The sequence below is a fragment of the Megasphaera cerevisiae DSM 20462 genome (assembly GCF_001045675.1).
Classification (GTDB): domain Bacteria; phylum Bacillota; class Negativicutes; order Veillonellales; family Megasphaeraceae; genus Megasphaera; species Megasphaera cerevisiae.
Genome location: NZ_LEKT01000014.1, coordinates 1 through 14,543 on the forward strand (window position 1 = coordinate 1; position 14,543 = coordinate 14,543).

14 protein-coding genes are annotated in these 14,543 nt (G+C 46.8%); 2 read left to right on the top strand and 12 right to left on the bottom strand.

All coding sequences use genetic code 11. The features are described from left to right. Positions 1-375: 375 nt before the first annotated feature. The 9 genes from AB840_RS05755 to AB840_RS05795 all read right to left on the bottom strand — a co-directional run bounded on the left by AB840_RS05755 (position 376) and on the right by AB840_RS05795 (position 8,956). Complete coding sequence (locus AB840_RS05755; RefSeq protein WP_048513883.1) at positions 376-792, bottom strand: SoxR reducing system RseC family protein; 417 nt, start codon at positions 790-792, stop codon at positions 376-378. A gap of 117 nt (positions 793-909) precedes the next feature. Beyond that, a complete protein-coding gene (locus tag AB840_RS16435; protein ID WP_048513884.1) occupies positions 910-1,221 on the bottom strand; it encodes an MFS transporter in 312 nt (103 codons plus the stop codon). Between the two features lie 3 nt (positions 1,222-1,224). After that, entirely contained in the window at positions 1,225-2,115 is an 891-nt protein-coding gene (locus tag AB840_RS05765) for an MFS transporter (protein ID WP_048513885.1), read from the bottom strand. A 334-nt stretch (positions 2,116-2,449) separates the two neighbouring features. After that, positions 2,450-4,534, bottom strand: coding sequence for a heavy metal translocating P-type ATPase (locus AB840_RS05770; RefSeq protein WP_048513886.1), 2,085 nt, complete (start codon positions 4,532-4,534; stop codon positions 2,450-2,452). A 1-nt stretch (position 4,535) separates the two neighbouring features. Beyond that, positions 4,536-5,165 carry an HMA2 domain-containing protein gene (locus tag AB840_RS05775; protein WP_048513887.1) on the bottom strand — a complete coding sequence of 210 codons (630 nt, stop codon included), beginning with the start codon at positions 5,163-5,165 and terminating at the stop codon, positions 4,536-4,538. A gap of 2 nt (positions 5,166-5,167) precedes the next feature. Next, positions 5,168-5,449, bottom strand: a complete 282-nt coding sequence (locus AB840_RS05780; protein ID WP_234984882.1) for an HMA2 domain-containing protein — start codon at positions 5,447-5,449, stop codon at positions 5,168-5,170. 93 nt (positions 5,450-5,542) lie between these two features. Next, the gene (locus AB840_RS05785) at positions 5,543-5,761 is read right to left on the bottom strand and encodes a hypothetical protein (RefSeq protein ID WP_048513889.1); all 219 of its coding nucleotides are present in this window, start codon (positions 5,759-5,761) and stop codon (positions 5,543-5,545) included. 165 nt (positions 5,762-5,926) lie between these two features. Beyond that, complete coding sequence (galU, locus tag AB840_RS05790) at positions 5,927-6,814, bottom strand: UTP--glucose-1-phosphate uridylyltransferase GalU (RefSeq protein ID WP_048513890.1); 888 nt, start codon at positions 6,812-6,814, stop codon at positions 5,927-5,929. A gap of 12 nt (positions 6,815-6,826) precedes the next feature. Further along, positions 6,827-8,956: an LPO_1073/Vpar_1526 family protein gene (locus tag AB840_RS05795; RefSeq protein ID WP_048513891.1), complete on the bottom strand. Its 2,130-nt coding sequence runs from the start codon at positions 8,954-8,956 to the stop codon at positions 6,827-6,829. A 191-nt stretch (positions 8,957-9,147) separates the two neighbouring features. On the opposite strand from AB840_RS05795, the gene AB840_RS05800 reads away from it, so the two are divergent. Beyond that, positions 9,148-9,813 (top strand): HAD family hydrolase, encoded by a 666-nt coding sequence (locus tag AB840_RS05800; RefSeq protein ID WP_048513892.1) that lies wholly within the window; start codon positions 9,148-9,150, stop codon positions 9,811-9,813. Between the two features lie 50 nt (positions 9,814-9,863). Here the strand turns inward: AB840_RS05800 and AB840_RS05805 are convergent, their stop codons facing one another. From AB840_RS05805 to AB840_RS05815, 3 genes are all read right to left on the bottom strand, one after another. Further along, entirely contained in the window at positions 9,864-11,036 is a 1,173-nt protein-coding gene (locus AB840_RS05805; protein WP_048513893.1) for an S-layer homology domain-containing protein, read from the bottom strand. A 26-nt stretch (positions 11,037-11,062) separates the two neighbouring features. Then, complete coding sequence (locus tag AB840_RS05810; protein WP_234984881.1) at positions 11,063-12,094, bottom strand: S-layer homology domain-containing protein; 1,032 nt, start codon at positions 12,092-12,094, stop codon at positions 11,063-11,065. A gap of 108 nt (positions 12,095-12,202) precedes the next feature. After that, positions 12,203-13,186: an asparaginase gene (locus AB840_RS05815; protein WP_048513894.1), complete on the bottom strand. Its 984-nt coding sequence runs from the start codon at positions 13,184-13,186 to the stop codon at positions 12,203-12,205. Positions 13,187-13,624: 438 nt separating this feature from the next. On the opposite strand from AB840_RS05815, the gene rarD reads away from it, so the two are divergent. Beyond that, the gene (rarD, locus tag AB840_RS05820) at positions 13,625-14,506 is read left to right on the top strand and encodes an EamA family transporter RarD (RefSeq protein ID WP_048513895.1); all 882 of its coding nucleotides are present in this window, start codon (positions 13,625-13,627) and stop codon (positions 14,504-14,506) included. Positions 14,507-14,543: the final 37 nt, after the last annotated feature.

Here is a 14,543-nt window from a genome sequence, read left to right on the forward strand (position 1 = left end):
CAGCAGGACAGCACAGGACAGTCCGACATACCAGGCGGTACGCTGCATTCTTGATATGTTATGCTTCATAAGGATTCTCCATTTCCACATGATATCTGTTACGATACCAGTAATCATTTTCTGTTTGCCATTATATCAAATGGAAGAAATTCCTCCTACTCCATTCGGACATTTTTTCAAAACAATATAGAGAGAATATACCATTTATGCTGTCTTTCGTCTGTTTTGAGAAGATAACATATTTCTATTTTTTTTAAGCAAGCATACCATATAAAGGAGCCAGCTTTTCTTTGTGCACACAAAAAGCCTGACAGGATCATACACTGTATTTTCCCGTCAGGCTGCTATTCGACTCTCTCTGATACACTTTTTTCGTTATGCAACAATTTCCGTAATTTTGGGTTTTGCGGCAACATCATTTGTCAAAGACCGATCAAAGAGCTTGACCCCGACGGCGCCAATCACAAATCCAATAATACCGCCTACAATAGCGGCCTGTACAGCATCAAACCCATTACTCAGACCCACCCAGTGTCCGGCAAAAGCTCCGGCAGCCGCAATAAGCAACGGCATGACAAAACACACGAAAGCCCCAATAACAACGTTGACTTCCCGTACTTCGAATTTAACATGCTGCCCGACCTGGGCACCTACCGGATTGAGTGCGGTCACAACGATGCTTTCCGCTCCCGGACATGCCCCGCAAGCGATGCAGTCAGAATGACGGCCTACTTTTATTTCCACACAGCCATTGTCGTCGACCGACAAGATCGTTCCTTCTTCTGTTTTCATCTGAATCCCTTCCTTCCCTCAAACAAGGCGGTCGTAAACAGATCGCTTTATTCCTGTTTTTATTATAGCACGGTCTGTCAACTCAATCAATACCTTTATAGTATGGTTTTGGGCACATTACATATTTGCTCCAGGCCGGTCCAATCTCCGATATAAATTTCGGTATACACACAGGGCATTCCCACCCAAAATAAAGGTAACAACAAAGAAAACACTTCGTATCCCAAAATGCGCCGCAACTTGCCCGCCCAGCAAGGCACCACTGAAAATTCCTAAAAACTGCGCGGATTGATTCAGACTGAAAACACGCCCGGCAATTTCTGCAGGAATATTTTGCCGCAGCAGCGTATTTACAGAGGGCAGCATCGCACCGGTAGACAGTCCCATAAAAAAACGCAGCAGAATAAGCTGCCATACATGATGTACCATAGCCTATGGAATAGATACGGCCGCGGCAAAGGTCAAAGAAATGCATAAAACTTTCTGAGCGCCGACCCGATCGGCTAGCCGGCCCAAATACGGTGCTGCCAGCACCGCAGAAATACCGGAGGCAGCAAAGGCAAATCCAGCCAGCAGCGCCAGATGATCTGTCTGCGGATCTAATGCCTGAATATAAATAGTCAGCATGGGCTGCACGAAAAACAGTGTCGTCATGACAAGATAGGTTGTTACAAACATCCACAGCAGCATATGAGGATCCGGCAGACTGTGCCAGATTTCCCGCAGGTTTTTGACATTTTTACGTTCCGGGCGGACAAACTCCTCCCGAATAAACCGCAGAGACAGAAAAAAATTGAGGAGCAGCAAAATCCCCATAACCATAAAGTTTTCCCGCACGCCGACGGCTTCTGCCAAATATCCGCCGGACAGCGGTCCCAACAGCTGTCCGCAGACAGCGCCGGTCGACAAGGTTCCCAAAGCCCAGCCTGATTTTTCCCGCGGGGTCTCCGTCGCAATAAGGGTGATCGCACCTGAGTTATAGCCGGAAATGATACCCATCAAAAGTCGCAGCACAACCAGCTGTCCTATGGAGGATACAAATGCCGTAAGAGCTAAAATAACAGCCATACCCAGGCTGGCACGCAGCAGCATAGGCTTGCGACCGTACTCATCAGCCAATTTGCCCCAGGCTGGCGACACAAAGGTCATGACAAGCGTTGTCGATCCATAGGCAAACCCGGACCACATAGCAACACTCCCCATATCCGATATCCCCAGTTCATGAATGTACAGCGGCAGAATTGGTGCGACCTGACTCAACGCTGCCGAGGTCAGGAACGTCCCGATCCAGCAGATGTACAAGTTCCGTTTCCATATTTCCAACTATATCACTTCTTTTCCTGTTATATCCGCTTCTTCTGTGCGGGATACAAAAAAGTGTACTCTAAATAATCGCTTTTGTCTAATAGAAAATGCAGTCTTCTATCTTCCATGGGCAACGAGAATAATGGTGTCAGAAATATTCAAACGCTACTTCTAATGACAAATAAACAGTATAGCATAAATTTCCCATATCTTATAACCCCAAAACAGCAATGCCGGTTCTTTGCAATAAAAAAAGCAAGGCCGTCTCCTGCCCGATCCTATCCATGAAACGATACAGCCTTTCATGGAATACATCAGACAGAAAACTCCTTGTTTTTCGTCGAGCCCGGCCTTATCGTACGGTCGGGCGTTTGGGCCCCAGAATACGGACACTGTTGAGTACAACAGCCAATGTCGCCGTATTATGAATAACCGCCGCCCAAAGCGGACTGATCCGTCCCAGTGCTCCCAGCAGCATCGCCGCCGAATTTACAACAATCGTCGCCGTGAAATTCTGGTCGATAACCTTCATGGTCTGACGGCCAATCTGCAGAGCATCATATAATTTCCCGGGATCTTCCGAACGAATCGTGATCGCTGCCGATTCCGCAGCAATGTCGGTCTTGTTGCCGCCCAAGCTAACGCCGATATCAGCAAAGGCCAAGGCCGGAGCGTCGTTGATGCCGTCGCCAACCATCATGACGTTGCCCCGTTTCTGAAGCTTCATGACATAGTTGGCCTTATCTTCCGGCAGGATTTCCGCATGATACGAATCGATGTCCATGGTGCGCGCCACATCGGCTGCTACATCCTTGGAATCGCCGGTAAGCATGACAACTTCATCAATGCCGATACGCCGCATCTGATTCAAGGTTTTCTTCATCGCCGGACGGACAGGATCCTCGATCGACAGGATTCCCAGATATTGATTGTCCCGCGCGACATACAGCAGGTTTTTACCCCAGGTCTTATTGCTCACATCTGGAACGCCCCGGACCCCTTCTTCGGACATAAAGCGGCGGCTGCCGACAAGAATGTCGCCACCCCGGTATGCTTCGAAATCGGGGACAGACGCCTTCATTCCCCTGGCCACAATGGTCGTCGACGTATCATGAGGCGGCACGCTCCATTGATTCGCCTTGACATATTTTTGTACCGCTACTGCCAGCGGATGGACAGAATGCATTTCTGCCGATGCCGCCAGAAGAATCATTTCTTTTTCTTCTACGTTATTTGCCGTTTCGATATGGGATATCTGTGGAACTCCCATCGTAATCGTTCCGGTCTTATCAAGCACGACCGTATCGATATCGGCAAGGTTTTCGATATAGTTGCCGCCTTTGATCAGTATCCCTTTACGGGCTGCCATACCGATAGCCGCCGAAATAGCCGTAGCCGTAGATAGCTTCAAACCACAGGAAAAATCGATAAATAACAGATTCAGCACGCGCTGCCAATCCTTGGTCGCTCCATACACGATAGCTGCGCCAATAAAGGAAATCGGCACCAGCATATTGGCCATTTTATCGGCAAAGTTCTGAACCGACGCTCGCCGTGTCTGGGCTTCTTCCACCAAATGAATGATCTGTGCCAAGGAGGTATCATTACCGACTTTTTCAACGACGATGATCAGATCACCGGCCTCAATAACGCTGCCGGCATAGACAAAGGAGCCTTTCTGCTTAATAGCCGGATTGGATTCGCCGGTAATGGAGGCCTGGTTGACCGCCGCATTACCGCCGACAACGCGTCCATCGACACATATCTTTTCTCCCAGATGCACGGCAATATGATCGCCTACTTTGAGCGATTCCACAGGTACCTTCCGTTCACGGCCGTTTTCGATGATCCAAACATCTCGCTGATCCAGCCGGAGCAGTCCTGATATCTGGCTGCGGGCCCGTTCGGCCGCATATTCCGTCAGCATTTCCGCGCCGTTGGATAATGCCAGCAGGGTCAGACTTGATTCTGGTTTTCCTGCCAAAACGGATGCCGCAACAGCAGTCGCCGTCAGAGTGTCCGCATTGGCTTGATGATCTTTTATAAGGCCCATGACGCCATTTTGGATAAAGCGACGCGCAATATACAGGGTAAATACACGGCGGAACAGAAGAATACTGCCATAAAATTCAGGATTTGTCTTCTTCAGAATATTCATGACTATAAAGCCGCCTACGGAAAGAATCGCTTCACGGCGATAAGCCGCTACATCCAATTCTTTCTTTTCTTCCTTTTTTTTACCGTATTTAGCTTCAAACGATCGGACAAACATGCGGATAAACTGCAGATCCGCTTTTCCTGTATAATATAAGGTGATTTTCTTTTCATCTGTCGATGCCGCCGCAATGCCCTTCAACTGACGGAGCTTGACGCTTAGCAGCGGCCTCATCCGCACAGGCAGCACGCTGTGCAGCTGTAAGGTATAACATGTATACATATTATCTCAGTCCCCTCATCAACGATGCAGCCCACCACAGCATCTGCGGTCCGGTGGGACGCTGACCCATCATAACCATTTTACGCAAGCCTCGTATGATAAAAAGGAGTGACACGAGGGATCTCAAATCAAGCACGTGGCGAGTTTTCTTTGAAATGAAATTACTGAACATATCCGCAATATCATATAAGGTGTTTGTATATACTGTTTTTGCTTTTTCTTCTGATGCCTGTGCTTCATGAAGATCCCGCAGAATCAGTTGTCCGGCACCGGGGAATAAACGGGTACGAAAAAAAGCTTCAAATGCATCCAATACTTGCTCATTGGAGGAGCATATCAGGATACTGCCCGTCAATACATTCACCTGAAAAGATTCTATAGATGCCAGCCTGCTGATTTTTTGTTCCAGCAGCGCCGCTAATTGATGATTTTGCACAAGCCCGGCAGCTCTGAAACGCCGACGGCCTTTTAAAGCGGATACACAGGTAAAGGCTGGTGTCACAGGCGGTACCGGCTGCGGCTGCTTTACCTCAGTCGGACGCGGCCCAGCCGCGGCTGCTTTTTTACAGAACATACCGTGTATGGCCTTCCCAATAGACGCTCCCAGCATAAATCCAGAAACATAAGACACAATTACCCTCTCCTCTCTGCGTGGTTCATAATATATTGTTCAACTCTTGCCAGTTCTCCGTTAGACCGCAGCAGCTGCGGCCGGTATTTGATTAAAACAGACCCGGTAGCAATATTTACATCGACCGCGTCAATTTCCGTATAACTGGCTACATACGCATATACCTTGCGCCCCAATTCCGCATTACCGATAAGTTTCTTACTGTGCAGACGGATACGGCCCGGTATATAAGATGAAATTTGTACGGTTCGGATAATAAAATCCCATTTGGATATTGATAGCACGATGGCAAGCAGCCCTTTCTATGTATAATCTATCAGCTACTGTGTAAAAAAGACCGTCACCAAAACGGCAACAGTCTTTGATTGATGCATGTACTATTTTTCCTGTGCTGCTTCCTGAGCTGCGATCATATCTTCCAATTCTTCTTTTTGACGCTGCAATTCAGCTAAAGGCACATTAGCGGAAACAGATCCGGCTGCCGGCTGCTGCAATGCGAGAAGCTGCTGTTCTCTTTCAGACAATAATTTATAACCAAAAACACCTGCGACAACACCAATACCTAAGCCTATCCAAAAATCACTATTCTGAAACATAAGGCACCTCTTCTTTAAAAACTAATACTGATACTCATTTACACAGATATATTATACGCAAATAACGTCCTATTGTCAATGCCATTTTACGTTTATAATTTACATTTTTTTACAATAAACGGGCACATTTACATAGCATTTATCTGCGTAATTGATATATATCTATCATATTTTCCGGCCGTCTGCTGTTAATACCTCTTTCAAATATTCTCGGAAGGGAGCTCCTAAATCAGGACGGCGCAGAGCATATTCTACTGTGGCCTTCAAAAATCCCAGCTTGTCGCCGACATCGTATCGTTTACCTTTAAAGCAGTAGGCATAGACAGCTTCGCGGGCCGCCATCGTCTGCAATGCATCTGTCAGCTGGATTTCTCCGCCCTTTCCAGGCTCTGTCCGTTTCAATATTTCAAATACATCCGGCGTAATAATATAACGGCCCAGCACAGCGATACGGCTGGGAGCTTCTTTAATGCCTGGCTTTTCTATCATGCTCGTCACGCGCAGAACATTCTCTCTCTCTGCCGGAACTCCCTTGACAATCCCGTATGCCGATACCTTTTCCAACGGAACTTCCTGGCAGCCCAGCACCGTGGCATTTACGTTATTATAAATATCAATCATCTGGCTCAGTGCCGGTTCCGTTTCATTATAGACTACATCATCACCGAGGAGAACAGCGAAAGGTTCGTCATCAATAAATGACTGCGCGCATAAAATTGCATCTCCTAACCCTCGCATATGTTTTTGACGAATATAATGGATGTTGATTTCCGAAATACTCCGCACCATTTTCAAAAGCTCATCATTATGATGGGCTTCCAAATGAATCTCCAGTCCGGGATTTGTATCAAAATGATCTTCAATGGCCCGTTTTGCATGGCCGCTGATAATAAGAATTTCCTCGATACCGCTTTGCAGCGCTTCTTCTACAATATACTGAATCGTCGGCTTGTCGACAATGGGAAGCATTTCCTTTGGCGTAGCTTTTGTCGCCGGTAGAAACCGCGTACCAAAACCGGCAGCAGGTATTACGGCCTTACGAATTTTTTTCATCCAATCCCTCCTTTATTCAAACCAGCGGGACAAATCAAATTCCTCACCAATCGTTTCCTTCACGAATCCCTGCGCCAGGTAGAGACCCAGCAGGGATAAGGTGGAAACGCGCAGCATGGAACTGTCCCATATATCTCCTAAATCAGCCAGAATAGGAGAAATATCTTCCATAATATCCAGTGCTTCCTCGCCGCTGAAACTGGCAGGCCGCTTTTTCGCCAAACGCAAAATGTGATCCTGCATATTGCGGTCCGCAATGCCTGTCAGACGGAAAAATCGCGCTGCCATACTTTCATCTACCATAGCCAGCTTGATCAGTGGTGAATTGAAGGACTGAACGATAAATTCATTGGGAATCCGCTTCCCCTTCAGCGCCTTGCGCAATTCTTCCTCTGTGATACCGCGATAACGGAACAGCAACGGATACGAGTCAGCAAGAATCTCTGCGAAATGGGTTTCTTTTCCTTCAAAGGCCGTACAGTGCAAATAATCCAGCTGTTGGTAGTAAGGCCGTTCTGTCGGAAATCCATCGACAAAAGGAAGAACGTAGGTATCAATATACTGACAAAACGTTTCTTTATCTACATTGTGCGCATTGCGGGAATATAAAAACAGCAGCAATACTGCCAGAATTTTATAATGCTCCCGTGATAGATACGGCATAACTTTCAAGGCATCTACAGCTACCAAATGCCGTGTAGATACAGCGGGGCAATGAACAATATCATAAAATGCCTGCAAAGCCAATGCCTCTACATGCGTATCCGGATGAGCTGCATAGGCTTTCTGAACATTTTGGAGTGCTTCCTGCACAAGTACCGGAGTCACTGCCTGTTTCCTGTCACTATCTGAATCACAGCCAATGCAATGAAAGGCCGCTGCCGTAATGTACCGTATCTGATGCTGTAGTTCCGGCGTTACCAATCCGAATTGATTAAGGAAATGAGAAGCACATTGCTTGACAACCGGTGATTCTTCCACTTCGTCCGCATTCCAGATAGAATTTCGCTTGCCGGTACCGGCAAGCGGACCGGGCTTTGCCGTTATACCAGATGCATCGCTGCCCCAAGGGCTTTGATGTGACTGCTCTGCCGCTGCATGCTGCCGTGCCGTATGTTTTTTCCGTGCCGGCAGTCCTGCTGCCGTATCGTCCGATACTGCCGCCGCGGCACCCGCATGCAGCACATCCATGCGCAGCGTCTGGTCTGTTACGGCTCCGGCCGCACTGGACGTACTTTTTTTATTGATATGACTGGCCAGATCTGACGGGCGCAGCATCTGCGTTTCATCGGAAACAGAACAAGCCGCAGGATTTTCCGATTCCGCTTGTGCAGAAGAAGCGTCCCGGACAGCCGTTCTCTTCGTTTCTTCCATTACCTGTTTGACAACGCTGACTCCTTTGCCGGCAGAGGCAGCTTGCTCTGCATGCTGCTTAGCTGCCAAATCCGCTGAAATAACCGCAGCCATGTCAGCCAGGGGCTCCGTCTGTGCTTCCCCATGATCGACAGAATTGGCAGCGTTCTGCCGGAGACGTTCTTCTTCCCGCTGCAGCCGCTGCTGCTTCCGTTCGTTTCGCAGGACCTGCTGATCCCGGGCAATATGTATTTCTTCCGCATGCCGTATAGTGGCTCTTTGCTGTTCCCGTTCTCTTTTTTCTTCTGCTGCCTTAGCTCTGTAAGCTGCCGCTTCTTCTTTATCCACCTTATCCATTGCAGCCAGAATTTCTTCACGTGATAATACCCGCGTCGCTTCTAAATTTTCTTCCCGAAGTTTTTTATGTGCATGCGTAGCCGCCTCTGCATATACGATTTCCCCATCGCTGCGGCGCACCGCTTCCCCCTTTGTCGTTACAAATGCGGTTTCACTCGGATCTTCTTTTCGTTCTCTCACATTGACGGTCGTGATATGAGGAAGAGGAGCGGTATCATCTCCCTTCGCAGCGCGCTGCCGGACTCCGGTACGACGTATCTCCGGCAGTGGCCGTGAAGCTCGTTTTTCCGCCCGCACCGGTTGTTCACTTGTGCCGCCGTGCTTTTTATCCTTGGTATCTTCCGTACTGCCACCGGAAAACATAATATAACACACCACAAAAAAGACAATTACAATACCGGCTACGATAGCATACGGCAAAAAATTGGTCATATCATTCTCTCCTCTATCCTGCATTCTAAAGTTTTTCTTATTGTAACATAGTTGCGAAGCTCTTGCCAGTCCGCTATCCCGCCAAATCATCCTTACAGGAAGATGTCCGCATTAGACAAATTCTGCTTCTGCCGTTATAATAAGCGGTATACAAATAAAAGGGAGGCAAGGCTCATTACAGTCGCATATATATGAAAAATTATAAAGCAATCATCTTTGATATGGATGGCACCGTCCTTAATACGCTGGACGAACTGACAAATAGTTTGAATCACGTTTTTCACCGGTATAATCTGTCTGAAAAAACAGAAACACAAGTCCGCCCATGCCTGGGCTATGGATATTCCGGCCTGATCGAACGGGCTGCCGGCCCGGAAGCATCCCCAGAGCTAAAAGACAATTTGCTCCGGGAATTCCAAACATATTACAGTACCCACTGCCAGGGAAATACTCATCCGTATACCGGCATCTGTGCCGCTCTTAGCAGTCTGCAGAAGGGCGGCTATAAAATGGCGATTGTTTCCAATAAAGGGCAGGCCGCCGTCACTGAACTCCACGATGCTTTTTTCAAGAATCTGGTCGCCTTTTCCATGGGAGAATCACCATTATACAACAAAAAACCGGCTCCCGATATGGTATGGGAAGCCTTAAAACGTCTCGGCTGCGCCAAGGAAGACGCCATTTATATCGGTGATTCAGAAGTAGACAAAAAGACAGCCGACAACGCATTTCTCGACTCAGTTCTAGTCACATGGGGATTTCGAAACAAGCCTTTTTTAGAAACATTGCATCCTGATTACCTGATCCAATCCCCCGACGAACTGACAAAACTCTTTCTGCCATCCGTCAATAGTTAAAAGAAATACCCTGTCCCACCCCGGACAGGGTATTTGTATATACAGAATTTTTATTTTAAATTATCATCTGCAACCGTATTGATCGCTTTAGAGGTCGACTGATCCACAAGGGGTAAATAGGTATTATCTCCATCAGCTGATCCCGTCTTTTCAGCAGTTGTTTTACCAACCTGCTGCACAATGGCTTTCTTACCAGGTTCGGCTACGGTTTCAATACGTACAAGACCTTCCCCGACACGCTTCATCAGTTCCTGTAAGGTCGCTTCACTGACAGGTCGCCGCATCGTCAATACGATCTGCTCATGGAAATAATCCGGGACAGACCCCACGTAATTCTGGACTCCTTCGCCCTCAACAACACAATTTACGGCCCGATTCATAAGCTGCGTATAATCATTACGACTCAAATGAACGCGCCGTATAATGACAGCATCCGATCGGGTCACATCATTTTTCAGCCGCTCTGCCAAATGCTTTGTCGATCCTTCTGTGATACCCAAAACCAAGGTATCATCATTCCAATACATCGTCCCTTGTCGAAAAAAGGCCAGCGTGGATCCATATTCGGCCGTGAGTGCCTTCATGACCTGCATTTCTACCTGCACATGTGAGATATACTGCGTATCAGAACGCATAAGCCGATATATGACTTCAGCAGCAACGGCTCGTGTCATGTATTCCTTTGGGCGAAACATGTTGTCAGCTGGCACCATGATATGTTTGCTATGCAGTATCTGCACGGCCTCCAGTGCCGATGGTGAAATATGATTTTCGTCTACATACGGCTGCACGTTTTCATCCTTGTCTGCCAAGTGATTATATTGCAGATACCGATAGAGAACCGTGGCAAATTCTTCCCGCGTTACAGGTTCATCAGGCCGGAACGAACCATCTTCATATCCTTGCAGTATTCCCTGCGCCGCAACGGCCGCAATGGCGTCACCGGCCTTTCCCGCTGTCACATCCTTAAAAGATGGATTGCTGATAGGGATATTAGCTGCTATATTATAAATGAGCTGAGCCAATTCACCTCTCGTCAAAGCCTGTTGTGGAAAAAACTGATTGCCAGCCGCAAACGTTAAGCATCTTGTATCATATAAATAATCAATGGCATTTCGGCTTGGCAGCGTCTCCAAATCCGTGTAAGGCGCAGCTGCGGAAACGGCGGCAGTTCCTGTTATCATCATGGCTGCCAGAACGGCAGCAAGTTTTGTATGCTTCATCGATTTGCACTCCTTCAGCCGGACCGTTATTGAATGACAATGCGCAGCGCACTGCCAAGAGCTTTATTCAAATTCGCCTGTGTTTCCTTGGAAATAGAAGGAACTGTAAGAACGACCTTTTCATTCAGATAATCCACATCTGTCTTGATGACAGTATTGGTCGGTTCCGTCGCTTTATATATCTTTTCCGCCTGTGCCATGAGATCCTTATATTCATTATAGCTGTATGTAGAACGCTGAACAGTAATACTTTCTGCCGGAATATCCTTGTCGGCAGCAAAAGCATCTTCCAGCTTATCCTTATTTTTATCCGTTTTGACACCTACATGAAGTATCCCGCCCTGCCAATACATAATCCCGTCCTTTGCAAAATTTTTCACAGAGCCGTATACATCTTTAATATCCTTAAAAGCCTTGGTTTCCAGTGAAACTTCCCCCTGTGTCGTTTCCGCATTATTTTTCACTAACCGGTACAGAACATTCACGGCTTCGCCGCGGGTAATATTCTGCTGCGGATTGAACACATTGTTAGCTCCCGTCATATAACCACCTGCTGCCAGCGTATCTACCGCCGTTTTAGCCCATGGGGAAATTTTATTTTCATCTGCATAGGGAACAGCTGTTTTGCTGCTACTCATTCCCTTATAATTCATGTAATTATATGCGATCACAGCAAACTCTTCCCGTGTAACCTTCTGCTGCGGTTTAAAGGTGCCGTTGCTGTATCCCTTCATAATCTGTTTATCAACCAGTGAAGAAACAGCTCGTTCAGACCAGCGGCCTTTGACATCAGAAAAATTCGTCGCCGCTACCGGCGTATCTTCACCGAGCATATTATTGACAATCGCCGCAACGCCCTCACGAGTCAGGTCTTCATTCGGACGAAATTGACCGTTGGTGCCGCTTACATAGTGATTATCATAAAAATATTGAATGGCCGCCTTGCCCCAATACCCATCAATATCCTGCAGTCCCACTCCGTTCGCCGCAAAAGCAGATGTCCCCAGTACCGCCGTTAATGCCGCTGCGGTCAATATATGCTTATATTTTTTCATCATGCAATCTCTCCCATCTGTATACAAATTACAATACGTAAGTATATCTTTTCTATATCTTTTTTATTTTATCACACCGAGCCGGTGAGAACAAGCCAGCAATATCCAATCTCAGTACACGCGAAATAATGCTTGCAGTTCCTTATGGTTTTCAGTTTTCAACAACCCCAGCTGGAGTAATATTTTAGCCTTTTGCGGGGTCAGACTATCCGCACAAATAACGCCACTGTATTCCGGAACTGGGCTAACTATACCACCCATTGTCCGGCTTGCCCGGACAATATAAATTCCCCGCTTCATAGCCGCAGACGCTGCCGCCCATATAGCCGCCGGCATCCTGCCATGTCCCAAGCCAGCCAATACAATGCCCCTTACGCCATGAGATGCAGCATCATCAATACAGCTGCCAGACATACCGATATAACAATATACGACAGCCACTGGCGGCAGCGCACGTATTTTGTCACACGAAAGAGCTGACGACGTGGTGTGACGGCGCAGTGGTGCCTGATAAAAAAAAGGCTGCCCATCCTGAATAAAGCCGAGATTTCCCATCTGCCGTCCCTTAAAGGTGTCAGCATGAGTTGTATCCGTCTTTTCCACAAACCGGGCACTGCAAAGGGTACCATTCATAGCAATGACAACGCCGTATCGCCCGGTCTCTTTAACAGCAGCCGTTCGAACTGCCTCCAGCAAATTCAAAGGCCCATCCGCGCTGATTGCCGTCGAGGGGCGCATGGAACCGACGAGGACGACCGGTTTATCCGTGTGGACTGTCAAATGCAGAAAATAGGCGGTTTCTTCCATCGTATCCGTACCATGTGTAATAACGATGCCATCTACATCGGGGCGGGAGGCCACCTCCTGAACGCGCTGCGCCAGCGCCAGCCACAATTGCTCTGTCATATTTGAGCTGTCAATATTACAGAACTGTTCCCCCTGTACGCCGGCATATTGTTCGATCTGCGGCACAGATCGAAGTAATTCGTCTATGGTTACTTCCCCGGCTTTATATCCTGTCAAATTTTCTGCTGAAGCAGCTTTACCGGCAATCGTGCCGCCACAGGCGATAATATATACATTAGGCAATGCCATATTACACACTCCTTTTTTACTGTATAATATATTATATCATAAATTACCATATTTCGTTTTATATAAAATTTCATATGCCTGTACAAAAGACATAAAATATACCAGCCAGGGGAATGGCTGGTATATTTTATGTATGTATGATTATGTAGATAAATCTGTGTGCGTCCGCACTATGATAAGTTTTCCAACTTGATCATGAGTACATTATACACCTTTTTCTTTTTTTTGTAAATATATTTTCTCATTTTTATTTAATTTATTCCAATTATTAACATTATTATATTTTAATTTTAACAATATGTGTATTTTGTCTTAAAAATAAATTAAATATATAATATGCTGTTTGATCATAGTTTCTCCGCAAATTGAGAAATATGCCTTTTCCTGTTATAATCAATATCAGGCATTACGCCTAATATATTGAAAAGGATAAAAAGGATGAACATATACATTCTCTACACACTGACAGGACAAGTAATGTGGGGGCTGCTGCCTCTTTTTTGGATGCTCCTTCAAGACGTTCCTTCCATGTACATTCTGGCTACGCGTATCGTTTGGTCCGCACTTTTCTGCTATGGTCTCATTCTGCAGAAGCATTTGGTGCCGGAACTTAAAAACGTGCTGCATGACCGACAGGAATGGCCGTATATTTTTGGGGCCTGTATTATGATCACTACCAATTGGGGATGCTTTATTTATGCTATGACGCACAACCACATTCTGCAAGCCAGCTTGGCGTATTTCATCAATCCCATTGTAGTCATCCTATTTGGCGCCATTATATTTCACGAACATCTGGGCATGTTCCAACGACTTTCCATCCTCTTTGCCGCTGCCGGCCTTGGCATTGCTTTTTTCCTGTTCGGGCAAGTTCCTTACTTATCGCTGTGCATTTGTTTATCATGGGCGGCCTACAGTCTGTTGAAGAAAAAAATCACGTTGGACAGCCAGATTTCTGTTTTCATCGAGTCATTTTCTATGGTTCCTTTGGCTCTGGCTTATATCGCCTTCTGTGAATTTACTTCTGCCGGGGCAGTCGGCGTCTTGCAGGGCTGGCATTGGCTGCTGCTGCCGGCTACAGGCATCGTCACAGCCGTCCCCATTCTCTTTTTTACGGCCGGTCTCAAAGGCTCTCCCGTGACGATTTCAGGCATTTGCATGTATCTGGCTCCCAGTATTTCATTGCTTATCGGACTGCTCAACGGCGAAGCATTGACGCAGCCGCTGCTTGTTACATTTAGTTTTACATGGATCGCCGTAATATTGTATCTTACCGGAGTCCTTCAAATCACAAAACACTTGAAAGGACATGCTTGCTAGACAAATCTTTCCCGCACTGGCACAGAATATTTGCTGT